General features: G+C 29.3%; 27 protein-coding genes, 1 pseudogene and 1 riboswitch. Of the genes and pseudogenes, 4 read left to right on the forward strand and 24 right to left on the reverse strand.

Features of this window, described 5'->3' with window-relative positions; all coding sequences use genetic code 11:
* Nucleotides 1–157 precede the first annotated feature (157 nt).
* The 4 genes from BHW04_RS00005 to BHW04_RS00020 all read right to left on the reverse strand — a co-directional run bounded on the left by BHW04_RS00005 (nt 158) and on the right by BHW04_RS00020 (nt 3111).
* On the reverse strand, nt 158–343 hold the full coding sequence (locus BHW04_RS00005; RefSeq protein WP_022212987.1) for a ferredoxin: 186 nt from the start codon (nt 341–343) through the stop codon (nt 158–160).
* A gap of 55 nt (nt 344–398) precedes the next feature.
* The gene (locus tag BHW04_RS00010) at nt 399–1241 is read right to left on the reverse strand and encodes a sirohydrochlorin cobaltochelatase (protein WP_022212988.1); all 843 of its coding nucleotides are present in this window, start codon (nt 1239–1241) and stop codon (nt 399–401) included.
* Nucleotides 1242–1312: 71 nt separating this feature from the next.
* Nucleotides 1313–2098 carry a hypothetical protein gene (locus BHW04_RS00015; protein WP_022212989.1) on the reverse strand — a complete coding sequence of 262 codons (786 nt, stop codon included), beginning with the start codon at nt 2096–2098 and terminating at the stop codon, nt 1313–1315.
* A 302-nt stretch (nt 2099–2400) separates the two neighbouring features.
* Complete coding sequence (locus tag BHW04_RS00020) at nt 2401–3111, reverse strand: PHP domain-containing protein (protein ID WP_022212990.1); 711 nt, start codon at nt 3109–3111, stop codon at nt 2401–2403.
* A 146-nt stretch (nt 3112–3257) separates the two neighbouring features.
* Between BHW04_RS00020 and BHW04_RS00025 the strand changes: the two genes are divergently transcribed.
* Entirely contained in the window at nt 3258–4040 is a 783-nt protein-coding gene (locus BHW04_RS00025; RefSeq protein ID WP_022212991.1) for a Cof-type HAD-IIB family hydrolase, read from the forward strand.
* Between the two features lie 94 nt (nt 4041–4134).
* Here BHW04_RS00025 and BHW04_RS00030 read toward each other — a convergent pair whose 3' ends face one another.
* Nucleotides 4135–4383 carry a DUF1653 domain-containing protein gene (locus BHW04_RS00030; RefSeq protein WP_022212992.1) on the reverse strand — a complete coding sequence of 83 codons (249 nt, stop codon included), beginning with the start codon at nt 4381–4383 and terminating at the stop codon, nt 4135–4137.
* Between the two features lie 167 nt (nt 4384–4550).
* Between BHW04_RS00030 and BHW04_RS00035 the strand changes: the two genes are divergently transcribed.
* Together BHW04_RS00035 and BHW04_RS00040 are read left to right on the forward strand one after the other, a co-directional pair.
* Nucleotides 4551–5264, forward strand: a complete 714-nt coding sequence (locus tag BHW04_RS00035) for a gamma-glutamyl-gamma-aminobutyrate hydrolase family protein (RefSeq protein ID WP_302698462.1) — start codon at nt 4551–4553, stop codon at nt 5262–5264.
* Between the two features lie 123 nt (nt 5265–5387).
* Complete coding sequence (locus tag BHW04_RS00040; protein WP_302698464.1) at nt 5388–6767, forward strand: GntP family permease; 1380 nt, start codon at nt 5388–5390, stop codon at nt 6765–6767.
* 159 nt (nt 6768–6926) lie between these two features.
* On the opposite strand, the gene BHW04_RS00045 is transcribed toward BHW04_RS00040, so the two are convergent.
* Nucleotides 6927–7553, reverse strand: coding sequence for an HAD family hydrolase (locus tag BHW04_RS00045; protein WP_022212995.1), 627 nt, complete (start codon nt 7551–7553; stop codon nt 6927–6929).
* A gap of 302 nt (nt 7554–7855) precedes the next feature.
* Here BHW04_RS00045 and rpsD point away from each other — a divergent pair, with 302 nt between their 5' ends.
* Complete coding sequence (gene rpsD / locus BHW04_RS00050; RefSeq protein WP_302698466.1) at nt 7856–8419, forward strand: 30S ribosomal protein S4; 564 nt, start codon at nt 7856–7858, stop codon at nt 8417–8419.
* A 208-nt stretch (nt 8420–8627) separates the two neighbouring features.
* Here rpsD and BHW04_RS00055 read toward each other — a convergent pair whose 3' ends face one another.
* The 18 genes and pseudogenes from BHW04_RS00055 to asrB all read right to left on the reverse strand — a co-directional run bounded on the left by BHW04_RS00055 (nt 8628) and on the right by asrB (nt 25404).
* The gene (locus tag BHW04_RS00055) at nt 8628–9899 is read right to left on the reverse strand and encodes an L-cysteine desulfidase family protein (RefSeq protein WP_302698468.1); all 1272 of its coding nucleotides are present in this window, start codon (nt 9897–9899) and stop codon (nt 8628–8630) included.
* Between the two features lie 104 nt (nt 9900–10003).
* On the reverse strand, nt 10004–10708 hold the full coding sequence (locus BHW04_RS00060; RefSeq protein WP_022166556.1) for an amino acid ABC transporter ATP-binding protein: 705 nt from the start codon (nt 10706–10708) through the stop codon (nt 10004–10006).
* 12 nt (nt 10709–10720) lie between these two features.
* Nucleotides 10721–11389, reverse strand: coding sequence for an amino acid ABC transporter permease (locus tag BHW04_RS00065; protein WP_022166557.1), 669 nt, complete (start codon nt 11387–11389; stop codon nt 10721–10723).
* Between the two features lie 21 nt (nt 11390–11410).
* Entirely contained in the window at nt 11411–12220 is an 810-nt protein-coding gene (locus BHW04_RS00070; protein WP_022166558.1) for an amino acid ABC transporter substrate-binding protein, read from the reverse strand.
* 225 nt (nt 12221–12445) lie between these two features.
* Complete coding sequence (locus BHW04_RS00075) at nt 12446–12901, reverse strand: MOSC domain-containing protein (RefSeq protein WP_022166559.1); 456 nt, start codon at nt 12899–12901, stop codon at nt 12446–12448.
* A gap of 7 nt (nt 12902–12908) precedes the next feature.
* Nucleotides 12909–13880 (reverse strand): GTP 3',8-cyclase MoaA, encoded by a 972-nt coding sequence (gene moaA / locus BHW04_RS00080; RefSeq protein WP_302623064.1) that lies wholly within the window; start codon nt 13878–13880, stop codon nt 12909–12911.
* A 23-nt stretch (nt 13881–13903) separates the two neighbouring features.
* Nucleotides 13904–14380 (reverse strand): cyclic pyranopterin monophosphate synthase MoaC, encoded by a 477-nt coding sequence (moaC, locus tag BHW04_RS00085; protein ID WP_302698469.1) that lies wholly within the window; start codon nt 14378–14380, stop codon nt 13904–13906.
* A 21-nt stretch (nt 14381–14401) separates the two neighbouring features.
* Nucleotides 14402–15421: a molybdopterin-binding protein gene (locus BHW04_RS00090; RefSeq protein ID WP_302631032.1), complete on the reverse strand. Its 1020-nt coding sequence runs from the start codon at nt 15419–15421 to the stop codon at nt 14402–14404.
* 33 nt (nt 15422–15454) lie between these two features.
* The gene (locus BHW04_RS00095; RefSeq protein WP_186834626.1) at nt 15455–15946 is read right to left on the reverse strand and encodes a MogA/MoaB family molybdenum cofactor biosynthesis protein; all 492 of its coding nucleotides are present in this window, start codon (nt 15944–15946) and stop codon (nt 15455–15457) included.
* A 111-nt stretch (nt 15947–16057) separates the two neighbouring features.
* Nucleotides 16058–16492 (reverse strand): annotated as a pseudogene (locus BHW04_RS00100) (molybdenum cofactor guanylyltransferase); the annotation flags it as partial.
* A gap of 40 nt (nt 16493–16532) precedes the next feature.
* Entirely contained in the window at nt 16533–17738 is a 1206-nt protein-coding gene (locus BHW04_RS00105; protein ID WP_302623065.1) for a molybdopterin molybdotransferase MoeA, read from the reverse strand.
* A 231-nt stretch (nt 17739–17969) separates the two neighbouring features.
* Nucleotides 17970–18103, reverse strand: a riboswitch (molybdenum cofactor riboswitch).
* The gene (gene mobB, locus BHW04_RS00110) at nt 18100–18597 is read right to left on the reverse strand and encodes a molybdopterin-guanine dinucleotide biosynthesis protein B (protein ID WP_186834607.1); all 498 of its coding nucleotides are present in this window, start codon (nt 18595–18597) and stop codon (nt 18100–18102) included. It overlaps the preceding riboswitch by 4 nt.
* A 141-nt stretch (nt 18598–18738) precedes the next feature.
* Complete coding sequence (locus BHW04_RS00115) at nt 18739–19965, reverse strand: NAD(P)/FAD-dependent oxidoreductase (RefSeq protein ID WP_302698471.1); 1227 nt, start codon at nt 19963–19965, stop codon at nt 18739–18741.
* The gene (locus tag BHW04_RS00120; protein WP_022166567.1) at nt 19965–20372 is read right to left on the reverse strand and encodes a 4Fe-4S dicluster domain-containing protein; all 408 of its coding nucleotides are present in this window, start codon (nt 20370–20372) and stop codon (nt 19965–19967) included. Before BHW04_RS00120 ends, BHW04_RS00115 begins: the two co-directional genes overlap by 1 nt.
* Nucleotides 20373–20405: 33 nt before the next feature.
* Nucleotides 20406–22487, reverse strand: coding sequence for a molybdopterin oxidoreductase family protein (locus BHW04_RS00125; RefSeq protein WP_302698473.1), 2082 nt, complete (start codon nt 22485–22487; stop codon nt 20406–20408).
* 143 nt (nt 22488–22630) lie between these two features.
* Nucleotides 22631–23581, reverse strand: a complete 951-nt coding sequence (locus BHW04_RS00130; RefSeq protein WP_302698474.1) for a TDT family transporter — start codon at nt 23579–23581, stop codon at nt 22631–22633.
* 37 nt (nt 23582–23618) lie between these two features.
* The gene (gene asrC / locus BHW04_RS00135; protein WP_022213006.1) at nt 23619–24599 is read right to left on the reverse strand and encodes a sulfite reductase subunit C; all 981 of its coding nucleotides are present in this window, start codon (nt 24597–24599) and stop codon (nt 23619–23621) included.
* 13 nt (nt 24600–24612) lie between these two features.
* Complete coding sequence (asrB, locus tag BHW04_RS00140) at nt 24613–25404, reverse strand: anaerobic sulfite reductase subunit AsrB (RefSeq protein ID WP_022213007.1); 792 nt, start codon at nt 25402–25404, stop codon at nt 24613–24615.
* Nucleotide 25405 lies beyond the last annotated feature (1 nt).

Consider the following 25405-nt stretch of genomic DNA (forward strand, 5'->3'; position numbering starts at 1 on the left):
ATTTATAATTAATAAATTTAACATATTTAAAGGCTGAATGCTAGATAACATCTAACTTTCAGCCATCGAAAATTTTATACTTTCCTGTACTTTAAAAAAAGAGTTGCATAAATGCAACTCTCATATAATTTATAGGTGATTTAAAGGGATTAAATAATTATTCTACTGATATTGCCGCTACTGGACAACTATCACACGCTTCGTTAACCGCATCTTCTAAATCTGCAGCCACATCTCCTTCTATAGCTACTGCTACTCCAGTATCAAGTGAAAATACATCTCCACAGATTCCTTCACACATTCCACAGCTTATACATACATTTTCATCTACAAATGCTTTCATTTGAATTTCCTCCTAAGTTTTTATATTATTTAAGTATATTATCATAGAATAATTATTATTTGTCAATATATATTATTTTATGTTTTTTTATTTCTCCTGTTCCAATATATCTATTATTTATTAAATCATCTACTCTATCTATATATAACTGTGCAAATTCATCTACTTCCCCTAGTCCTTTGGTCCATAGCTTTACTTCTATCCCTTCAGCTTCCAGCATAGATTTCCATGAATTATCTTTTTCCGAAGTCATATCATTGATAGCATGATTTCCAGCTACAAGCATAAGTGGCATTAATAATACTTTCTTAATACCTCGTTTCTTTATTTTATTTAATACACTTGTAAAATTTGGATAGCCTTTTACTGTTCCTACAAAAACATTTTTATATCCTTCATCATTTAAAACACTTTGAAGAGCTCCATATACTGCATTAGATGGATGAACTGTTCCATGCCCCATCATAACTACTGCTTCTTCTCCTTCTATAATTCCTTTAATAGATTTTATAAATAATGAATAATCTTCTGGAAGTCCTTCTATTCCTTGATAATAAAATATTGGACGTCCAACCTTTATTGATTTAAACTTATCTTTAAAATATACTTCAATATTCTTTATATAACTAAATTCTTCTCCTGGTATTATATGAAGAGGCTGAATTATAACTTCTTCATATCCCTCAATATATAATCTTTCAAGTAATTCTTCTGGTTTTTCAACTATAAGTCCATGTACTATTTCAAGCTTTTTAATTATCATATGAGATGTAAATGCTCTATATACATCATAATCTTTAAATTGATTTCTAATTTTATTTTCAACATTTTCAATTGAATTCTTCAATGGTTCCAAATAACTTGTACCAAAGCTTACCACTAAAATAGCTTTTTTCATTTGTCCTACTTCTTTCTTACTATTTTATTTTTTAAAGAAAAATATCATGAAAATAAATCTTTATATTCTTCTTATAAATTATCTCTATACTGTTTTTTATATTCTTTTAAATAACACTTATCTTTTTCACTTTTACTTCTTGTATCAAATGGATTATTTATAAGGGCTTTACAATATAATGCTGGATATTCTTCACTTAAATATTTCATATATTCTGCCCATTCTATTGTCAGATATTTATATGCCAACATAATATCTTTTTCTATATGCTTAATCTCATATTCTTGCATATCTACACTTAATCTTGTGTTAAGCTCCTCTCTTAAATGAATAATAGACATAAGCATTTCTGTAAATGTTTCATGTTCTATAAGATTTTCATTAGCTATTAATGAAATAAGTAATTCCTTATTTTCATCTAAATTATTTTTAATATTTTCTAAAGATACTTTATTAATATCTACATTATAATCATGTTTTAAAATCCTATTATGAAGTTTTTCAAATGGCTTTTTCTTCCATGTATCATTGGTTATTGACGCTCCACTTAAAAACCCCCTATCATTATCCCCTTCTGCTATATTAAGCAAAAGTTTTGTACCTACTTCAGTATAAAATACTCCTATCAGCATATTTAACTTTCCTAGTAAGTGATCTTTTTCTCTTTTTTCTAGGAATCTATCCAATATTAAGCTAGTAAAAAACACATCCATTGGTATAAAAGCAATATCTGCAACTAAAAAAATCATAGTATGATGAGCATCTTTAAATATTAAATAATGTACATAATGTAAAATTAAAGATAATGTCACAAGGCCTGTACCAATTAAAATAGTTTCTTTTGTTTTTTTCTTCACTCAAACTCCCCCTAAAAAATATTTCTTCTTTTAGTTTACCTTAAGATAACATTAAATATCACATTGTGTCAATTATACCGTTAAAGAATTAATTTGCGAATTTTATTTCCATTATTATACTATTTTCTATTCTCCAGTATTCTTTATGGGTATTGAGTAATTTACATCATCTAAGTTGTTGCCTATGCTTTACACATTTATAAAGGAAGCACCTACATAAATAGGCACTTCTTTTACCGAAGAATCTCAATATTATATTCAATTAATTATATAATGTACCATAACTTGAATTTTTTAATTATCTACAGAAAAAATTCTTCAACCCAAATATCAAGTCCTGACTGTGCTAGAAAATCTTCAATTTCTTCTGCATTTAAAAAAACATCACCTATAAGTCCATGAATTCTGTATTCCTCAATTCTTGTATGAAAATCTGATCCTGCTGTATAATATAATCCTTTTTCTTTGGCAAATTTAATATAAAACTCTGTATCCTGCTCATTATTTAAAAAGTAACGTGCTTCAATGCCATCAAAATCCATATTTTCTATATTAAAAAAGCATTCCCTACTTAATAATACTGGATGGGCAAGTACAACTGTTGCACCAAAAAATCTCAATAACTGGATTCCACTTTCTACGTATAACTTCTTTTTGTATCCATTAAAATTTATCTTACTACCAAATATACTCCTTAAATCACCTATCTTATCTCCTTTTATCTTCCTTAATACCTCTTTAAAAAGCTCATTATTATAACTATCATCTTTAAAATATCCTAATATATGAACTCTATTTTCTTTATATTTCGTAGACAATTCTACTGCTGGAATAACTACTATACCACTTCTTTTCCCTTCACTTATTGCCTCATATAAACCATCACAGCTGTTATGGTCTGTAAGCGCTATTATATCAACCTTTCTCTTCTTAGCATATCTCACCAACTCAGCTGGACTCAAATTCCCATCTGAACAAGTTGAATGCATATGAAAATCCCCTTTTATCAACATGTTTTATTTCCTTTAGCAATACTCTATATTTTACTATATTCTCAAATCAACAAATTGATTAATGCTTAATTTTATGATAAAATGATAACAAATAAAACTAAATAACAATAACTGATAATAAACAATATTTACAGAGGGTGATTTTTATGATTAAATTTATTGCAACAGATATGGATGGTACTTTATTAAATTCTAATAATGAAATACATGCAGATTTCTATCCAATGTTTCAATCACTAAAAGAAAAGGATATTATTTTTGCTGCAGCCAGTGGAAGACAATATTATAATCTTCTAGAAAGATTCAAAGATATAAAAGATGATATGATGTTTATTGCTGAAAATGGAACATTTGTGGTATATAAAGGTAAAGAGATTATTGTTAATTCCCTTAAAAAAAGTATTGCTAAAGAATTAATTAAAATCGGTAGAACAATTCCTAATTCTTATGTTATATTATGTGGGAAAACTTCAGCTTATATTGAAAGCCATGATGAAAGGCTAGTAAAGCAAACTGCTAAATATTATGAACGATATAAAATAGTAGAGGACTTAACAGTAGTTGATGATGATATTTTAAAAGTAACAATTTGTGATTTTGATGGTGCTGAAAATAATAGTAATAAATATTTTAATGACTATAGAGATAAAGTTCAAGTAACTGTTTCAGGTAAAATTTGGCTTGATATGGTTGCTAAAGGTATAAATAAAGGTATGGCTATAAATGAAATACAAGAACTTTTAAATATTGATTATAAAGAAACCATGGTTTTTGGTGATTATTTAAATGACCTTGAAATGATGGAAAGTGCTTACTACAGCTATGCCATGGCTAATGCTCATGATACTCTAAAAAAAGTAGCCAGATTTATTGCTAAAAGCAATGATGAAAATGGTGTAGTACAAGCCATTAAGAACTACGTTCTTTAATGAATAATTATGTTGGAAAGTATTTGAATACTTTCTTAAAAATAATGAATAGAGGAACTTCAAAAGAAGTTACTCTATTTATTATTTAACATAACTATTTTACGCTTTTAACTACGTATTCTTCAAATCTATATTTTTGACCTGTAGGATTTTCTTTTTCTGCTGGTACTTCTTCTAAGAACATATCATATGGTCTTACAAATAATCCACAACTTCCATAAAGCGCTCTATAGAGAACCATCTTTTCTTGTGTTTCTGAATGAGTTACAAAGTCTTCAACTAAATATAAATCTCCCTTAAAATGTCTAAAAATTTTTCCTTTTGAATTACTTATATCTCTCACGATTTACCTCCTTGTTCAATAATATTAATTATTATACAACATTTATATAGTACTTTCTTTTTTAATTTAGATAAATTTAAAATTACAAGTGTATTTTTATCTAATATCATCATATTATGTATCATGCTATATTCTATTCCATTATTAGATGAAAGGATTGATATACAGTGAAGAAAAGTAAAATTGGTATAGTTTCAACTTTATTTTTAGATAATAAGATAAGCAAAATCAGTATAAGTTCTGATTATGTAAATGCTATAGAAAAAGCTGCTGGACTTCCACTGATAATCCCAATCACTTCAAACTTAGAAAATATAGATTCATATATAGATTTGTGCGATGGATTCTTATTTACTGGTGGTATTGATATTAATCCATATTTTTATAAAAAAAATCCTCATAAGGAGCTTGGCGAATTTAATAGTAAGCTTGATTTATTTCAGCTTTCACTAATGCAAAATATTATTAGCTCTAAAAAACCTTTCTTGGCAATCTGTCGAGGAATTCAAATTCTTAATGTAGCTTGTGGAGGAACTTTATATCAAGATTTTAGCGAAGTCCCTAACAATACAATACAGCACTACCAGAAATCTGCAAAATATGAATTTATCCATCTAATTAATATTAAAACTGATTCACTACTTTATAATTTATTTGGTGAAAGTCTCTATGTTAATAGCTTTCATCATCAATGCATTAACCAACTAGGTGATAATTTAAGCATTTCTGCTATTGCTCCTGATAATATTATTGAAGCTATAGAACTTAATAACTATACATTCGGTATAGGTGTTCAATGGCATCCAGAAATGATGCTTATAAATAATAATAAAATGTTGCCTTTATTTTCTAAACTAATATCAACTTCTCTTAAAAACTGAAGCATTTTTGCTTTAGTTTTTTTATTGTGACTTTATTACACACATAATTATAAGAATTGGTTAAACTATTAATGTTATTAAAGAGTAACATTAATTACTACATTTAAGAAAGGAAATTTTTTTATGGTTAATATAATAGCATTGATAATTTCTCTATCTCTAATCATGTATTTAGCTTATAAGGGATATTCAACAATTATTACGGCACCAATTATCGGGCTACTTACCCTACTTTTAACTTTTGGACTTAATAGCCACTTAATGGTTAATTATACAGAAATATATATGAGTGGATTTGCAGGATTCGTTAAAAACTACTTCCCTCTATTTCTTACAGGTGCAATCTTTGCTAAGCTTATGGAAGAAGCTAATTACGGTAAATCTATTGCATCATTCATTACCAATAAGCTTGGAAAAGATAAAGCAATACTTGCTGTAGTCTTATCTGGTGCATTTCTTACTTATGGAGGAGTTTCTTTATTTGTTGTTGCATTTATTCTATACCCTCTAGCCAATATATTATTTAAGGAAGCAGATATTCCTAAAAGGCTTATTCCAGGAACTATCGCATTAGGTGCCTTTACCTTTACCATGACTGCAATGCCTGGTTCCCCTGAAATACAAAATGTAATTCCTATGAGCTATTTTGGAACTGACACATTTGCTGCGCCATTTATTGGAATTATAGCTAGCATCACAATGCTTTCCTTAGGTTTATTATGGCTTAACTACCGATTAAAAAAAGCTAGAAGTTTTGGTGAAGGATATGGAAAACATAAATTTAAATTAGAAGAAATAGAAAATGAAAGTCTTCCTTGTATATTTATTTCTGTACTTCCTATTTTAATAATTTTTATTTCAAACTTTACTTTATCCAAAATTTATTATCCTAATATAGATGGAAGTTACTTAGAAAAATATGGAGTTTCTTTAGATAATGTTTCTGGTACTTGGAGTGTTATAATATCCATAGTTATTGCCATTATATTTATTTTAGCTCTAAACTTTAAGAAACTACCTAATTTAAATGATATATTAAATATTGGTGTTAAAAATTCCTTTTTACCACTGCTTAACTCCAGTGCTATTGTTGGCTATGGAAGTATAATTAAATCTCTACCGATTTTTCTAACTATACAAAATACCATCATGAATGTATCTAGTAATCCAATTATTTCTGAAGCTATTTCTGTTAATGTAATTTGCGGGCTTACTGCTTCTGCTTCTGGTGGACTTGGCATAAGCTTAAATGCTCTAGCACCAACCTTTATTCAAATGAGTGATGCATTATCTATCTCTCCAGAAATTCTTCATAGAATAGCTTCTCTATCATCTGGTGGATTAGATACACTGCCCCATAACGGTGCAGTTATTACTACTTTAGCAATATGCAGTCTTACTCACAAAGAAAGCTACAAAGATATTTTTGTAACATCTGTATTAATACCTATTTTCACTACTGCTATAATAGTATTAATAACCTCATTGCAATATACTACATAAAAAATTAATTTTTAAAAATCAAAGATTATAAAGATAAAAAAATAACAGTAGCCTAAGATTAATATTATCTACTGTTATTTTTTCATTTTAAACAATAACCTATATCTTAAATAATTGTTAAATTGAACATATTTATATATTTTATATTAATTAATAAAATTACCACTTTATAGTTAATAAATCTTGAAAGCTATCAATTTCATATTGATATTTTTCTACAGATCCAAAACCATATTTAGCAAAAACAAAAGGAATACCTGCTACTCTTGCTGATTCAGCATCTCCTTCAGTATCTCCTACATATACTGGTTTTTTTAAATTATTTCTTTCAATAACTAACTTATTATTCTCTCCTTTAGAAAGTCCTGTTCTTCCTGGACATTCATAATCAGTAAAATACTTATCTAATTTATGAGCTTTAAAAAAACATTCTATATATCCATCTTGACAATTGCTTACAACAAACAATTTGTATTTTTTAGAAAGTTCTTTTAGTGTTTCTTCAACCTTAGCATAAAGCACTCCTCCATGCTCCCCTAGATATTCATTTTCTAAAGTACAACATTCATTCATTAAATTTTTTCTTACTTCACTGCTTAACTTAGGAAAAAGAATTTTACCTATTTCATCAAGCTGCTTACCCATACAACTGTGTAAATCCTCAACAGTAACCTCTTTTCTCTCATAATCATATTTATTTAAAACAAGACTCCATGTTTTTGACACTCCTTCTGTAGAGTCCCATAAAGTCCCATCTAAATCAAAAATAATACTATCTATCTTCATACCATTCTCCCCTTATACTTTAATTATTTATTCTACTATTACTAAATATGCAACTTTAAAACTTTCACCTACTGCTAATTTGTATATATCACCTTTAACCTTCTATAAATTCATTTATATAATAAATTATATAATAATTTCACCTTTTTTTACAAAATAATTTCTGAATTAAATAATACAAAAGTGAAAATTTATAATATCTTTATAAATGATAATGATTTTCATTTACATTCATCCTTAACTATGCTATATTATATGTGAGGCTTAAATTATCGCGGCAAATGATTTAAGGAGATGATTTTATGGCAAAAATGATGGGACCTAGATTTAAACAATGTCGTAGACTTGGATTAAATGTTTGTGGTCATCCAAAAGCAATGAAAAGAGCAGCGAAAGGTTCTGCAAGAAATGATGAAAAACAAAGACTTAGAGCATATTATGGAGTAATGGAAAAACAATTTGCTAATTACTTTGAAAAAGCTTCTAAATCTAAAGAGTTAACTGGTTTTGCATTAATTAAACTTCTAGAATGCAGATTAGACAACTTAGTATATAGATTAGGATTTGCTAACTCAATAAGACAAGCACGTCAAATGGTAGTGCATGGCCATATTTTAGTTAATGGTAAAAAAGTAGATATTCCATCTTTCAATGTTTCAGTTGGTGATGAAATTAAACTAAGAGAGAAATCTCAAAAAAATCCTATGTTTAAAGAAAACTTCGAATCTAGCATACTTAATGTATTGCCATACATAAGTAAAAACGAAGCTGATTTCTCTGGTACTCTGTTAAGATACCCTGAAAGAAATGAAGTGCCAATAGAAATAAATGAAGTTTTAGTTGTGGAATATTACTCAAAAAATTAATATATAATATTCTTTTCTCCCTAAGATCTGATATAGATATATTAATTAACTTCAATTAAAACTTTAAGCATCTATCCTTAAGATTGCTTAACGTCAATAGATTAAGCCTTCTGTTGAATACAAATATAAAAGAAAAAATCTTATGTATGTGCAGATACATAAGATTTTTTCTTTTTTTTAATAAATTTAACTTAATTAACTTTTAATATTATGCTTCAAGCATAATATCTAATATTTCTTTATCAGTTTCTCTCATACCAATTTTTCCAAGTCTCCCTATGGCGCTAATGGTTTCTTCTATATCTTCTTTTAGTATTCCAGTATTAGCACTATAACCTCTATTTATCATAGCCAATGAATGCGACATCATGGCAGCATCTAAACTTGTAGCAATCTTTGCTGCACATGAAGCTTTTGCTCCATCACAAACAATTCCTGAAATATTGGCTAAAGTGTTGTTAATGGTTTTATTTATTTGTTCTAGACTTCCACCTTCTAAATAAGTTATTCCTGCTCCACTAGCACATCCTGATGTTACTGCTCCACAAAATGCAGAAAGTCTTCCAATTCCAGCTTTTTGATGTATATTAATTAAATTCGCAAACACTAAAGCTCTATATAATAATTCTTTAGAAATATTTTTTTCTCTAGCATATATAATCAATGGTACTGAAATTGTCATACCGGAATTTCCACTGCCTGAATTAGTCATTACAGGTAAAGAGCATCCACTCATTCTCGCTTCAGAAGCTGCTGCTGTATAAGCTTTTACTTTGTTTGTTAATGAGTTTCCAGCTTCTAAAATAACTTTTCCAATCCCTACTCCATAGGAACCTTTTAATCCTTCTTCTGCTATATCAATATTATACTTCATTTGATTATCTAATAGTTCTTTAACATCATCAATATTCATTGTATTGGCAAATTCATAAATCTTCTCCACACTTAAAATACTTCTATCTATAAAAACTCCTAGATATTTATTGGAATCCTCTTCTAATTTAAAGATTGCTTCTCCATCTTTTATAATACTTGAAATATTATCATGGGCATGTTTTATTTCTATCGATGCACTTTCTTCTTTATTAAAAACATCTACTATTATATGTAATTCTATCTCTGAATCTAAAAACTCAACTTTACAATAATCTGATTGTATAAGTTCATGTGTTTTTATGATTGCTTCTTCACTTACTTCATTAATTACTTCCAGTTTTCTATGAGATTTTCCTGCTAAAATTCCAATAATTGCACTTGCTTCAATACCAACTAAATCTCCTGTATTTGGCACTGTAACACATCTAGCATTTTTTATCATATTTCCACTACATTTAACTATAACACTCTCTGGGAAAGTGCCAAGCACATCTCTTACCTTTGCTGCTGCATATGCTATTGCTATTGGTTCAGTGCATCCCATAGCTGGAACCAATTCTTCATTCAAAATTTGAATATATTTTTTGTATGTATTTAAATCCATACAAAACTCCCCCTTATTAGATTCTTACAAAAAAAGACAATGAGTTTCTAAAAACTTCATTGTCACCACTTAATTATATCATTACAACCTTACAGTTACAATAACTATGTTATAATAGTCTCTTTACTACTTCTATATATATGCCTCTCAACAATCTCTCCATTATCCATAGAAATTATTCTACTGGCCACTTTTTCTGCAAAGGTCATATCATGAGTTATTATCAGCATAGTCATTCCTTTTTTACGTAACATCTTGATTACATTAGCTACTTCCTCAGTAAGCTCAGGATCTAGTGCTGAAGTAGGTTCATCAAAACACATTAACTTAGGTTCCATAGCTAAAGCACGACCTATAGCTACTCTTTGCTTTTGACCACCTGATAACTGATGAGGATAACTATCCTCCTTTTCACTTAAGCCTAAAAAACTCAATATTTCTCGAGCTTCACTTTTAGATTGTTCCTTGCTTTTTTTAAGCACCCTCATAGGTCCTTCAATTATATTTTCAATGACAGATTTATGAGGAAATAGATTAAAATTTTGAAATACCATTCCTACATCTTTACTTATCTCCATCATAGATTTTTTATCTATGTATCTGCCATCATTACATAATACTCTCCCATTTACTTCAATATATCCACTATGACATCTTTCTAGCATATTTATTATTCTAAGAAGCGTTGTTTTTCCTCCTCCTGAAGGTCCAACCAACACAACTATTTCTTTTTCATCAATATCTAAATCTATTGACTTCAATACATCAAGATTACCAAAACTCTTTTTTATCTTCCTGAGCTTTAACATCTATCCTTCCCCCTAATTATAATATTCATATCTTTTCTCTATTTTTTCCATAATCTTAGATAATACTCCTATCAAGATTAAATATACTATACCAATTACTAGTAAGGGCATTAGTGATGAATCCCTATTGGCTGCAACCTTGCCAACTTTTAATAAATCACTTAATCCAATAACATATACAAGAGCAGTATCTTTTATTAAAGTTACTATTTCATTTGTTATTGGTGGAAGAACTCTCTTAAAAGCTTGAGGTAATACTATTCTAAAAAATATATCTGTATTAGACATACCTAAAACCTGTCCTGCTTCATACTGACCCTCATCTATAGAATCAATTCCTGCTCTAAATATCTCACCAAAGTAAGCTCCATAGTTTAATGTAAATGCTAATATAGCTGCTGGAAATCTCTCAATTACTATTCCTATACTTGGGATGGATAAGCCAAAGAAAATAAAAACTATCTGTAATAATAAAGGTGTTCCTCTCATTATTAAAACGTAAATTGATGTTATCTTATTTATTATCTTTATCTTTGATCGCCTTCCCATAGCAGTTACTATTCCTAATGGTATAGATAAAATCAAAGTTATGGCAAATATCTCTAAAGTAACTTTAAGTCCACTTATAACTTGAGGCATTAACATTACTATATTGCTTCCTAAGTTCCTTAAAAACTCCATTATGCTCTCCACTCTCTTTCTTTAATTATCTGTTATATCTTCCCCAAACCACTTTTGTGAAATCTCTGCCATTTTGCCATCTTTCTTAATTTCTTCAAAAGCATTATTAATTGCTTCAACAGTTTCAGCATCTCCTTTTCTAATGCCTACTCCATATTCTTCACTACCAAAATCTTCAGTTAAAACTTTAAATTTATCTTCACCTTTTAACTTTATATAATATTTCACTAAAATCTCATCAGCTACCACTGCATCTATCCTTCCTGCTTCTAAATCCATGAGAGCCTGATTATTATCTTCAAAGGTTATTGCTTCACCACCACTAAGGCTTTCATATAGCTCCGTATCTTTCTCCATAGCTTCAATAGCTGAAGACTCACTTTGTGCTCCAACTTTTTTACCTGATAAATCACTTTTAGCGTTAATATCAGAATTTGCTAAAGTTACTATAACTTGCTTATTATTTAGATAAGCTTCTGAAAAGTTCACCTTTTCCTTTCTTTCTTCTGTAATTGTATATCCATTCCATATAAAATCTATATTCCCATTATTTAATTCTGATTCCTTCATTGACCAATCAATAGGTTGAAAAACAACTTTCTTACCTAATCTATCTCCTACTTCTTTTGCCAAATCCACATCAAATCCTACAATTTCACCACTTTCATCTTTAAATCCCATAGGTGCAAAAGCATCATCTAACCCAACAATTACTTCATTCTTATCCATAACACTTTTAATTTCCTTCTTATTACATGCTAAAAGCGTAAAACTTATACTCCCCATAATTATTCCTAATAAAATATTTTTTCTAATTCCTTTTATGCTCACGTTGAATTATCCCCCTATTACTTTATCTATTTACCACTTTATCATACTAAAGTAATAAAATCAAGTATTTTTCTATAACAAAAAAAGATAAATTCTTCTTAATATCTAATAACCTTATAATTTATCCTTATTATATAAAAAAATGAGGATATGGCACTAAAAATTTTATATACAATATATTGTATTATTTATTCTTAATACGACATCCCCATTTTCATTAATCAATTATAAAGATAATATCTTTTTACCACTATCTATTAAAGTACACTGATCTCCAACTTTAACTTTTCCACCTTTAAGAACTCTTGTAAATATACCGTTCTTTGGCATTATACATTCTCCTACTTGATAGTATATTGCACATTTGTCATGGCACTCTTTACCAATTTGTGTAACTTCTAATAATACTTCTCCCACTTGTAACTGTTGTCCTACTGGTAGTTTATGTAGCTCAATTCCATCTACAACTAAATTTTCTCCAAAAGCTCCAAAATCAACATTTCCACCTTTATTTCTAAAGTCATCAATTTTTTCAAAAGCTAAAAGACTTACTTGTCTATGCCATTTTCCTGCGTGAGCATCTCCTTCAATACCAAATTCTTCAATGAAATTTGCTTCACTTACTTCATTTTTTAATGTTCCTTTATGTTTGCTTATACATATTGCTAATACTTTACTCATCTTATGTTTATCCTCCAATTTGATTCATAAATTTAATTTCTTTATGTTCACATTTTTCTAAAAATAAATGTTTTTCTGGTTTGTCATATATATTATGGTATATAACCTTTTTAAGTTCTTCATCACTTATGCCATCTCTCATAAGTTTTCTTAGATCAACACCATAATCAAAATGTAGACACTGCTTTAAAAATCCTTCTGGTGTAAGCCTTATTCTATTACAATCTTCACAGAAGCAATTACTCATTGCACTTATAAACCCTATTTTCCCTTTTGCTTCATTAAGTTTTACATAAGTAGCAGGTCCACCCATCTTACTTCTTTTTACTTCAATAACTTCTTTATAATGCTCTTTTATTGTAGCTAATATTTCTTCATTAGTTACACCTTTATAGTTTACAGCAATACCTATTGGCATTAACTCTATAAATCTCACATCTACAGCTTTATTTTTAGTCATATCTACAAAATCAATAATTTCATCTTTATTTATGTCATTTACCATTACAGTGTTTATTTTAACCTTTAAATTATACTCTAAGCATTTATCTATAGCCTTTAAAACACTGCTAAGCTCGCCTCTTCTTGTTAAAGTCTTAAATCTTTCTTCCTTTAGTGAATCTAAACTTATATTTACTCCCTTAAGACCATTCTTCGCTAAAGCTTCTACTTTATCATATAGCAAAATTCCATTAGTAGTCATATATATTTCTTCAATACCTGGAATACTATTTATTCTTCCTATAAGCTCTACTATTCCCGGTCTCACTAAAGGCTCTCCACCTGTAATCCTTATTTTCTTTATTCCAAGGCTAGCACTTTCTTTTACTATTCTATATATTTCATCATCTGTAAGCTTATTTTCCTTTTTTAAAAAAATATTATCCTTTTCTTCCATGCAATATACACATCTTAAATTACAGTTGTCAGTTACAGATACTCTTAAATAATCTATTTCTCTTCCAAACTTATCTTTCATTATGCTTTTAGGAGACTTCTTCCTTAAAAATTAAATTCTCCGCTCTTTCCTCCTGTCTTTTTAAGTAAATGTGTGCCTTCAATTACCATTCTCTTATCAACAGCTTTACACATATCATAAATAGTTAATGCTGTTACCATAGCTGCTGTTAATGCCTCCATTTCAACACCAGTCTTATCAACTATTTTTACAGTAGCCTTTATTCCTATATAACTTTCTTCCTTATTTATATCAAAATCTATATTACAGCTTGAAATCATCAGTGGATGGCACATAGGAATTAAATTAGAAGTTTGCTTATTAGCCATTATTCCAGCAACTCTTGCTACACCTAATACATCACCTTTACCTATCTGACCTTTTTCAATAAGTTCTAAAGTTTCTTCACTTACTTTTATTCTAGAAACAGCAATAGCCACTCTTTCTGTAGGAACTTTACTTCCTACATCCACCATTCTTGCATTTCCACTATTATCAAAATGAGTTAATTTATTATCCATAATTCCTCCTAAAACTTTAACTTATTTACCAAATGAGCAGTGTGGGAAAGTACATACTTTGCAGTCTAAACACAATCCTCCATGACCATACTCCGCAATATCTTCCATAGTAAGTCTTTCATCTGCTAAAACTCTTGGTAGTACTAAATCCAGCACTGTTCTCTTAGAATACATTGCACAACTTGGTACTCCAAGTATTGGAATGTCATTATAATATGCAAGAAGGAACATTGCCCCTGGAAGTATCGGTGAACCATATGTAACAAGTTCTCCTCCACAATCCTTTATTGCTGTTGGAGTAACATCATCTGGATCTACAGACATTCCTCCTGTACAAATAATCATATCTGCTTTATCTTCATTAACAGCTTTTAATATCTCTTCCGTTATTCTTTCCTTATCATCAGGAAGTATTACTTGTTTTATTACTTCACTACCATAATACCCTAGTTTTTGTTTTATTACTGGCAAGAATGCATCTTTGATTCTTCCATAATAAACTTCATTACCAGTAGTTATAACTGCACATCTTTTTGTTTTGATTTCATCAACTCTGATTATCTTTTCTTTTATTAACTCTTCAGCTTCTATTATCTTATTTTCATCTATAATTAATGGAATTACTCTTGTAGCTCCAATCTTTTCACCTTTTCTTATTGGAGTATTGTTATGTAATGTAGAAACTATTATTTCACCTAGAGAATTTAATTTAAATAATTTCTCCTTATCTATCTTTAATACTCCATTTCTGTCAGCAAAGAAGTCTACTTTTCCTTCTTTTATTTCTTCTGATGTAGCTACTCCATCACCTACCACAAGATTTGATAATCTTATGGCTGCATCATTTTCATGAAGTTGACCTTCCTCTGGTTCCCATACATAAACATGATCTTTTCCTATAGATAGTAGTTTTTCTATATCTTCTTCCTTTATTATATGACCTTTCTTAAAAGCTCTGCCTTTAAACTCTCCTGGTATAATTTGTGTTACATCATGAGATAATACTGATCCTACTGCATCTTGTACTTTTATCATTTTCATCATAACGTTTTTCACTCTCCCTCTTCTTAAATATTATTTTCTAGCACATTCTCTCGCTTCACCTAATAATATATCTATTCCATGCTTAACATCATCTAAAACAAAATCTAAAGCCTCTTTGCATGCCTTAGGACTTCCTGGTAAATTAACTATAAGTGTATCTTTTCTTATTCCTGACACTGCTCTTGAAAGCATTGCTCTCTTAGTTATTTGTAAACTAAAATATCTTATTGCTTCAACAATTCCTGGTGCTTCTCTTTCTATAACATCCTTTGTTGCTTCTGGAGTTATATCTCTTTTAGAGAAACCAGTTCCCCCTGTACTTAATATTAAATTAACCTTTAATTCATCGCACATCTTTATCATTTCGTCTCTTAACATTTCTCTTTCATCAGGAAGAATTACCTGTTTAACAACAGTAAATCCATTAGCCTCAACTATTTCCTTTACTGTAGCTCCACTTTTGTCTTCTCTTTCTCCTGCATATCCCTTATCACTGCTTGTTATAATTGCTACTGTATACATATTATCTATTTCCTCCAATCTTTTATAATCATCAGGTGTATTTATATTAAAAAATTCTCCTTCTGTTAAACTTTTCTCATGTACTTCTTTATAATCTAAACTATATATAAGCTTTTGTAGCTTATTATCATCATTTTCTAAAGCCTTTTCTATTTTCCCTAGTATCTTCTTAGAATAAATTGAACATAAAGGCTGTAATCTATCATTTACTCTTGGTACTAAAACTTCATACTCATCTTTTACATTTGCTAAAAATTCTAGTGTATCTTTACTTATCAATGGCATATCACATGCCACACATAAGACTTTATCAGTATCTGAATAACTAAGTGCTGAATGAATTCCACTTAAAGGGCCATTTCCTACATAAATGTCACTTATCACATCAACATTAAAATCCCTATAGATCTCCTTATTATTTGCCACAATAACAACTTTTTTAAAATTCTTCCCTGCTTCAATAATATTCTCAATAAATGTTTTTTCCTTGTAGCTTAAAAGAGCCTTATTATTATAATTCATTCTGCTACTTTTCCCACCTGCCATAATTGCCAGTGTCTTATTTATCTTCAATGATTATGCACCTCTAAAATTTTATTATGTCTACCATTGTTCCTTGCGAAACTCCTGCATTCCCAGCCTCTAACTCTATGATACAATTTGAATTTAAAGTTGAACTTAAAATGCCATTACCACTTTTTACTTGCGTTATATATACACATTGTTTGCCATCCATATATTGAAGCTGGCCTCTTAAAAATCTTCTCTGTGGACTTTTCTTATTAAAATCATTAAGAAGTACAGCTTTTTCTCTTTTTATTTCTATTTTGCTGCCTCCACTCATTCTTTCCAGAGATGTTCTTGCTAAAAGTTCAAAAGTAGTTAGTGCTGCTGTAGGATTACCTGAAAGACTTATAATTACTGTATTATTGTATTTGCTGCATAATACTGATGATCCTGGTTTAATTTTAATTTTCCAAAAAAGTTTCTCACCATCAATTTCATCAATGGCTTCATTTATTAAATCTTTATCTCCTACAGATGCACCACCTGTAGTTATGACAAAGTCAGCCATATTACATATTTCTTTTATGGTATTTCCTATGTCTGCATACTGATCATTAACATGCTTTATATTAATTACTTCATATCCTAATTCCTTGATTCTTGCTAAAATTGTATACTTATTACTATTAAAAATCTTTCCATAGCTAAGGTTTTGACCAACGTCTACTACTTCATCACCAGTACTTATAAAAGCTACTTTAGGCTTTTTATAAACTTTAATCATACTTATACCTGAACTAGCAATAATTCCAATATCAGCGTAATTCAACTTCTTTCCTTTTCCTACAAGGATTTGACCTTCCTTTATATCTTCTCCTTTAAAACAGATATTTTCATTTTTCTTTAATTGTTTCTTTAAAATTATGCTATTTTCTTTTACTTCTACATCTTCTTTTTTTATTACAGCATTTGCACCTTTAGGAATAGGTGCCCCTGTCATTATTTTAATAGCTACTCCTACTGTAACTTCCTTATTTGAAGATTCTCCAGCAAATACTTCATCAATTATCTGAAGCACTTTTCCCCTTTCATTTGTATCTTCATACATTACTGCATAACCATCCATTGCAGACTTATTGAATGGTGGATTATTTATCACTGAATATACATCTTCGGCAAGGACTTTATCTAAGGCATCAATAAGCTGAACTTCTTCCACTTCCATTGTTTTCACATTTTCATTCAATATTTCTATTGCTTCTTCTAGGCTTATAAATGATTTCATTTTAACCTCTTTTCTAACATTTATTTCAAAGTTATATTTCTATATAAAAAAAACTTATTATCAAACAAATTAAGAATGACAATAAGCACACAATTAAAATTATGAATTATGAATTACCAATGATGAATTAAGGAAAAATTCCATCAGGAATTTCTGTAAATAAAAATATGTTATTAAACTCCATTAAGGAGTTTATTCCATAATTCATAATTCATCACTCGTCATTCATAATTACCTAAGCTTATTTTCCTTCCCAAAATGTGGAGACAGCCTCTTTTCAAAGACTACCCTGTGAATTAAATTCAGGTATAAAATCCATATATATAAATACTTAGGACTTTTATACTCTAGAAAATATCAATTATATTTTAAATTCTTTCTCTTTTTCAATTAAATCAGCCAAAGCTTTAAAATCTTCCTTAGGAATTACTTTGACATCATCCATGTGTATATCTATATCACTGGCTATAGCAATCAATTTTTCTTTTGGTGTTATTATTTTTTCACTTAAGCCATCTCTATACACTTCTATCTTTCTAAGATTACTTTTCTTATAGCCTTCTACTAAAATAATATCTTTGTCACTGGCCATTTCTATAATCTCTTGTAACTCTGTTTCTTTATTCAGTTCTTTTATAATTGCAATCCTGTTTTTTGAAGAAATTATTACAGTTTCAGAACCAGCTTTCCTATGCTTGTATGTATCTTTTCCTTTTTTGTCTATATCAAATCCATGAATATCATGCTTTATAGTTGCAATGCTTAATCCACGACTTTTTAATTCTTTTATAAGTCCTTCCATAATATAAGTTTTTCCTACATTACTTCCATAACCTATTATGTTTATCACTTTAGCCATAACACCCTCATAAAAATTTAAACTTTAAAATGAAAAATATATTTGCATTAACATGAGATTACAATATATGTTCCCTCATGTCAATGCTTTATTTAGACAAATATCAACAAATCAATTTTTCATCTTTAATTAATTATACTATTATTTATAACTAAATTCAAAATTTTTCTCAATATTAAAGAAATCAGCATAATCTATATCAAATAAACTCTTAGTAACCTTTGATACATCTATCTTTTCTTTTATAAGCTGAGTAAGTACTCCTGCATAATCAAGATCACCTTGAATCAAAGCTCCATAAATCTTTCCATCTTTATGTATTATCTTCTTATATCCTTTTTCATCATTTTTAACTTCTACTATATAAGTTTCATCCTCTGGTTCAACTGCTCCTAAAGACATTGTAGCAATTCCTACAAAGTTCATTGTATTTTTACTTCCAAAGAAATCTGTCATTATCATTTCTTTTCCTAACATGTTGTTAGCAGCTATTATACCTTCTTTTACAGCTGTTGGCCATATAGGATTTCTTCCAGTTACATCACCAGCACCATAAATATTATCTATATTAGTTTTACCCTTTTCATCTATAAGTAATCCAAATCTATCACATTCTACATTGCTATTTTCTAAAAATGCTATATTAGATCGTACTCCTGTAGCAACTATAACAAGTTCACATGGAACATCTTCACCATTATTTAATGATAATGATACTGGATTGTTATTTTCATCTACATTAAGTTTTACTGCGCTTACACCTAATTTTAAGTTTACACCTTTTTCTTCAAACTTATTTTTATAAACATTTGAAGTATATTCATCTAATTGTAGTGGAAGTACTTTATTGCTCATTTCCACTAATGAAATATTAACACCTGAATCTAAAAGTCCACTTAAGGCATCTATACCTACAAGTCCAGCTCCAAGCACTACAACATTTTTAACTTTTGCAGCTTGCTCTTTTATAAGTACTGCATCTTCAAGATTTCTTAAGCCAACAACGTTGTTTGATGTTCTTAAGCCCTCTACTGGTGGTATGAAAGCAGAAGCACCACTACATATCATAAGTTTATCATAAGCTAATATTTCACCATTACTTAATGATAATGTTTGCTCTACATCATTAACTGAAGTTATTTCTATGCCTTTTTTCCAGTTTATATTATACTTTTCAAAGAAATCTTTTCCTGTGAAGTTTAATGCTTCAACATCTCTATGATTTGAAATATAGTGATGAAGTATACATCTTGAATATACATGTTCATCCTTAGAAACTAATACTACTTCTGCATCATTATCTAATTCTCTTAAAGTCTTTGCTCCACTTATACCAGCTGCTGAGGCTCCTATAACTACATATCTCATTACTTATTAACCTCCTCAAAAGTAATTGCTCCCATTGGACATTTTTCAACACATTGTGGTGAACCTGCATGTTTACAATGGTCACATTTCATTATTTGTTTATTAGTTCTACTGTCTGCTTTTAATACTCCATAAGGACATGCCATTATGCACATATAACAACTTGCACATTTAGTTTTATCATATGTTACTTCTCCAGTTTCCTTATCTTTACTCATAGCACCTGACATACATGTAAATACACATTCTGGTTTATCACAATGTCTACAAAATATAGGGGCATATTTTTTATTACTATCTATTGTTATTCTGCTTCTTGTATCTTCTGAACTATGTGAAACTATACATGCAGTTGTACATGTAAGGCATCCAACACATTTTGATCTATCAATTTTAATTCTCTTCATCTTTAGAACTCCTTAATTATTTATACTTCATAACTACTTAATAATGTTTACTGCAACTGTTTTGTATGATGGTTCTTTTGAATATGGATCATATAATGAAGGTGTTAAGCTATTTGTTTCAATATAGTGCATTGGAGCATATAAATGTTCTTTTTTAACTGTATCTGAATACACAACATTAAACTCACTTGTAACACCATTTTGTGATACTATCTTAACTCTTTCATGTTCCGATATATTTAATTCTTTGGCTAATTGAGGGTTCATTAAAACATATGATTCTTTGCTATATATTTTGTTAGCTTCTATTTCTCTTGATCTAACTTGAGTATGCCATTGTCCAACTGTTCCTCTACCTGAATTCAATATATAAGGGAATTTTTCAGATGTCACTATTGGATTTTCAGCTATATCTTCAAAAATAAATTTAACTTTCTTAGATGGTGTGTAGTAATTTCCATCTTCATAAAGTCTTCTTTGGTCTTCTACTAAAACATCCCCTTCTCTAAATGGCCATTGAACGCCTCTTGAACCAGACATTTCTGCTCCTTCTAACATTTCATATGTAACACCAGTTATATCACAAGGCATTCCTTTTGAACATTTTTTTAATAACTCAAATACATCTCTTGGAGTCTTCCAATTATCTAAAAGACTTCCCATTCCCAATGCTTGTCCTATTCCGTATAATATTTCAAAATCAGATTTTTCTCCTTCTTCTTTAGGTATAATAGGATTCATCTTAGATAATCTACGTTCAGTATTTATGAATACTCCTTCTTTCTTTATACCTGGAACTGATGGTAAAAATAAATCTGCTAGTTCTGCAGTATGTGTATCTTCATATATATCTTGTACAACTAAGAAATCTAAGTTCTCAGCAGCTTTTCTAAATTCTTCATTATTAGCCCATGAATGTCTTGGATTTGTACATACTACCCATAATCCTTTTATTTCACCTGAAATAGCTCTTTCTATTATTTGATTGTATGGAATTGTTGGTTTTGTGGCTAATACACTTTCATCAACACCTAAAGCTTCTGCTACTGCTTTTCTTCTTACTGGATTATCGAAATCTCCACCACCATAAAGTCCAGCTGTATTACTAAATACTCTTGATCCCATAGCATTGCTTTGTCCAGTTAAAGAGTTTGCTCCTGTTCCTGGTCTTCCAATATTTCCAGTCATTACAGCTAAGTTAATTATTGCTTGAGCTGTTCTTACTGCTTGATAACCTTGATTAACACCCATTGTCCACCAGAATGATACCTTTTTACCATTATGTATTATTTCTGCTAATTCAAGTACTCTTTCTGCTGAAATTCCTGTTTCTTCTTCAACATTTTCTAAAGTAAATTTAGCAACATGACCTTTAAACTCTTCAAATCCTTCTGAATGCTTTTCAATATAATCTACATCTATCCATTTCTTTTCAATTAATACATTTGCTAATGTATATAAAAGTACTAAATCTGCTTTTGGTTTAATGTCTACCCATATATCTGAATTTATTGCTGTTTCAGATTTTCTTGGGTCTATTGTAATTATCTTAGCAGTTGTATTTTTTCTTACTCTTCCCCAGAATACAGGGTGAGCTATAACTGGATTTGCTCCAATAAATATTATTGTATCTGAAAGTTCAGCATCATTTAATGTGTATGGAGGCGCATCAAAACCAAAGCTTTGCTTATGAGCAACAACTGATGTAGCCATACAAAGTCTTGTATTACCATCTCCATTTATTTTCATATAGTTTCTACCTACATGACCTAAAAGTGCCATATCTTCAGTTGGAATTTGACCTGTACTTATGAAAGCAACACTTTCTTTTCCGTACTTTTCTTGAATTGCAGTCATTTTTTCTGCAAAAGTTTTAAACCCTTCTTCCCATGAAATTTCTTTCATATTTCCATTTTCATCTTTTAATAATGGAGTTTTTCTTGCTTTTATCTTAGTTTGTTGCTTGTCTAAGTTTAATCCTTTTATACAGCAGAATCCTTGATTTACTGGGTAATCTACCGTTGGAGAAACTTTTTCAATTTTTCCATTTTCAACATAAAAATCTAAGTTACATGCAAGTGCACATAAATTACAAGTAGATTGAATCTTTTTCATTAATACCATCCTCACTTTTTAAATTTATAATTGATAATTTGTAATGGATAATTGATAATTAATGTTAAAATTAAGTATAATTTTACAAAAAAGTATTTCTAGTGAAAGAAACTCCCTAAGGAGTTTCTACATTGAAATTATCATTAACCATTATTTTTATAGCTTTTAACTAGCATTCTTGCAAAGTTATAAAGTACAAAACCAATAATAGCTGTTGTTATATAGATTTGTATTCCAGATATTTCTTTTACTATACTACCAAAACTTTCATTTCCTTGTGCTATTAAAAATGCTGACATTTTTGTTGAAGCAACAATTCCTATTGCCATAGGGAATGTAAGTCCTGCAAATCCTGGATTAAAAGTAAATCCAAAGAATTTTGGCATTTTATATAAAATAAATAAGAAAGAACAAAATACTAATGCATATAAAGCATAGACAACTATCTTATTTGGTTTTTCAATAAAGTTTAAATAACTAACTAAGCAAAGGCTTGAAGGTGCAAGTAATATAGCTTGTGTATGATACATAGCATCTTTTATTGAATGCTTTGCTAATCTGTAAACCATAAATGGCATTATTATACATAATATAATTATACCATAATATACTATTACCTTACCTATAGCTGGCTCATTCATAACTCCACCAACTACAGTTGCAACCATTATTCCGTTATAAGTAACGAACCAACTTGGTATAAAAGTATCTCTATTTATGCCTTTAAATACATTCATAAATGTAAATATACATATGTGTATTGCATGTAATATAAGCCCTAATAACCATAATCCTTTACCTATGCTTTGATTATAAGTAAATATATAACTTCCTATTATCATAGTTATCATTGTTAATCCTGCATAAAGACTAGCTGGAACAGTATTTCTATACTCAGATTTAACAGTATCAAAATGAAATACTATTTTTCCTAAATATGATAATAATATTAATATAGCTGACCACATAGTAACATGTTTTATCCAAGTAAATCCTAATCCTTGATATACATTAGAAAGTGTTGCTGCCCCTACCATTGTAGGTACTATTGCTATTGGCATATTTTTAAGTTTGTTTTTAAAATTTTTCTCCATTATAGCTTTCTCCTTTGTTAAAGTAAATTTATATATATTATTGGTTATCTATAGAATTATAATGAATCCCCCCCCAATAAACATTTTCTTTAACTATAGCCTTTTCTCCTAATTTTACACCATCTAAAGCCCACTTTTTAAACTCATGGAAGCCAACTCTATCAACTATGTAACCTACGTGTTCTTTTCCTCCTGGTGCATCTTTTGCTATATATTCTTTTGTGAATTTATAAGTATTTGATATTATTTTTATAATGCTTTCTTCATCAGCCCAAATAATAAAATCTTGCCCTAATCTTGGATTTTTCTTTCCTGTTCTACCCATTATAGTAAGTTTATAATACTTTTCTTTACTTCTTGTAAATGCTCTTGTAGGACATTTTTCCACACACACACCACAACCTATACATTTTTCAGTATTTCTTACAATTTTATAATTTTCAGAACTTAAAGCACCAACAGATAACTTCTTACAAGCTTTTAAACACGCTTGACAATTTATACATCTACTTTCGTCATATTGCGGTTCTGTCATACCTATAATACCAAAATCATGCATTCTTACCTTTGCACAATCATTAGGACATCCTGTTAATGCTATTTTTACATGAAGGTCATTTGGGAATATTACCTTTTCTATTTTCTTAGCAAAATCAGATGTTTTATAATTAGCAAATGGACATACTGCATTTCCTATACAAGCAGAAACATTTCTAGTACCAGCTGCTGAATACCCAGTACCTGGATCTTCTTGATTTATTTCCAATTTATCAATTATAGGTTGAAGCATTTCATTTACTGCATCAATATGCTCAAATTTAATTCCTAATATTTCAAAACCTTGTCTTGAAGTGATATGAACTTTTCCATTACCGTATTTTTCAGATATTTCTTGAATTTTTCCTAAAAGTTCAGCATCTAAATGTCCCCCTGGAACTCTTACTCTTGATGCTGTAATTCCTCTTTCCTTAGTTATTCTAAATGCATTTTTTTTAAGCTTTTTAGTATTTATATCCACAGATTTGCTCCTCCTAATCAACTAAATTTTTAGCCTTAGTATAGTTAAATACTGGTCCATCAAGGCAGATATAAGTATCATCCATCTTACAGTGACCACACTTTCCTAAGCCACAGCACATTTTTCTTTCATAAGATACCCAAATATTTTCTTCTGCTACCCCTCTTTTAAGAATTTCTGCCACTGTAAATTTCATCATTATTGGAGGTCCAACAACTACAAACGCTGTATTTTTTATATCTTTTATCTCTAGCTCTGGTATATATTTAGTAACTAATCCAGTATTTCCTTTATATCCTTCTTCAGCCTTATCTACTGTTAAAGTTACATTTATACTTTTTTCCCATTCCTTAATATCATCTTTAAATAAAATATCATCAATTGATTTAAATCCACATATTAAATTAGTGTGTACTGCTTCAGAAGTATTTTTAGCAAAGTAATCAACAACTGCTTTTACAGGTGAAAGTCCAGTTCCTCCTGCCACTATAGTAACTTCCTTACCCTTATAATCGTTAACATCAAATCCATTTCCGTAAGGTCCTCTTAAAAACAGTTTATTTCCTACATAATTAGTGAATATTTCGTTAGTAACCTTTCCAACTTTACGAATTGTAAGATCAACTGTTCCTTCACCAATACCACTTACAGATATAGGAGCTTCTCCAAAAGTAGGTATTGATACTTCAAAAAATTGTCCTGGCTTAACATCTCCATCATAAGTCATACGGAACGTATATTCAATATCTGTATGTTTAATTATTTCCTTTATTTCAGAAATAAATGGCATATATTCATTATTCATC

This window comes from Clostridium sp. 29_15 (genome assembly GCF_001916075.1).
GTDB classification, from domain to species: domain Bacteria; phylum Bacillota; class Clostridia; order Clostridiales; family Clostridiaceae; genus Clostridium; species Clostridium lentum.

Coding starts and splice junctions, on each gene's coding strand:
- BHW04_RS00065 (WP_022166557.1), bottom strand. CDS start 11,389: ATGGAGTTTTTAAGGAACTTAGGAAGCAATATAGTAATGTTAATGCCT.
- BHW04_RS00005 (WP_022212987.1), bottom strand. CDS start 343: ATGAAAGCATTTGTAGATGAAAATGTATGTATAAGCTGTGGAATGTGT.
- BHW04_RS00075 (WP_022166559.1), bottom strand. CDS start 12,901: ATGAGTAAAGTATTAGCAATATGTATAAGCAAACATAAAGGAACATTA.
- BHW04_RS00060 (WP_022166556.1), bottom strand. CDS start 10,708: ATGTTAAAGCTCAGGAAGATAAAAAAGAGTTTTGGTAATCTTGATGTA.
- BHW04_RS00105 (WP_302623065.1), bottom strand. CDS start 17,738: ATGAAATCATTTATAAGCCTAGAAGAAGCAATAGAAATATTGAATGAA.
- BHW04_RS00130 (WP_302698474.1), bottom strand. CDS start 23,581: ATGGAGAAAAATTTTAAAAACAAACTTAAAAATATGCCAATAGCAATA.
- BHW04_RS00125 (WP_302698473.1), bottom strand. CDS start 22,487: ATGAAAAAGATTCAATCTACTTGTAATTTATGTGCACTTGCATGTAAC.
- BHW04_RS00045 (WP_022212995.1), bottom strand. CDS start 7,553: ATGAAGATAGATAGTATTATTTTTGATTTAGATGGGACTTTATGGGAC.
- BHW04_RS00095 (WP_186834626.1), bottom strand. CDS start 15,946: ATGTATACAGTAGCAATTATAACAAGCAGTGATAAGGGATATGCAGGA.
- moaA (WP_302623064.1), bottom strand. CDS start 13,880: ATGAAAGATAAGTTTGGAAGAGAAATAGATTATTTAAGAGTATCTGTA.
- BHW04_RS00120 (WP_022166567.1), bottom strand. CDS start 20,372: ATGAAGAGAATTAAAATTGATAGATCAAAATGTGTTGGATGCCTTACA.
- moaC (WP_302698469.1), bottom strand. CDS start 14,380: ATGGATAATAAATTAACTCATTTTGATAATAGTGGAAATGCAAGAATG.
- asrB (WP_022213007.1), bottom strand. CDS start 25,404: ATGAATAATGAATATATGCCATTTATTTCTGAAATAAAGGAAATAATT.
- BHW04_RS00055 (WP_302698468.1), bottom strand. CDS start 9,899: ATGGATTTAAATACATACAAAAAATATATTCAAATTTTGAATGAAGAA.
- BHW04_RS00020 (WP_022212990.1), bottom strand. CDS start 3,111: ATGTTGATAAAAGGGGATTTTCATATGCATTCAACTTGTTCAGATGGG.
- BHW04_RS00010 (WP_022212988.1), bottom strand. CDS start 1,241: ATGAAAAAAGCTATTTTAGTGGTAAGCTTTGGTACAAGTTATTTGGAA.
- mobB (WP_186834607.1), bottom strand. CDS start 18,597: ATGGCTAAAGTGATAAACATAATAGGTTATGGAAGTAATGTAGGAAAA.
- BHW04_RS00040 (WP_302698464.1), top strand. CDS start 5,388: ATGGTTAATATAATAGCATTGATAATTTCTCTATCTCTAATCATGTAT.
- rpsD (WP_302698466.1), top strand. CDS start 7,856: ATGGCAAAAATGATGGGACCTAGATTTAAACAATGTCGTAGACTTGGA.
- BHW04_RS00090 (WP_302631032.1), bottom strand. CDS start 15,421: ATGAAAATGATAAAAGTACAAGATGCAGTAGGATCAGTATTATCTCAT.
- BHW04_RS00115 (WP_302698471.1), bottom strand. CDS start 19,965: ATGAGATATGTAGTTATAGGAGCCTCAGCAGCTGGTATAAGTGGAGCA.
- BHW04_RS00025 (WP_022212991.1), top strand. CDS start 3,258: ATGATTAAATTTATTGCAACAGATATGGATGGTACTTTATTAAATTCT.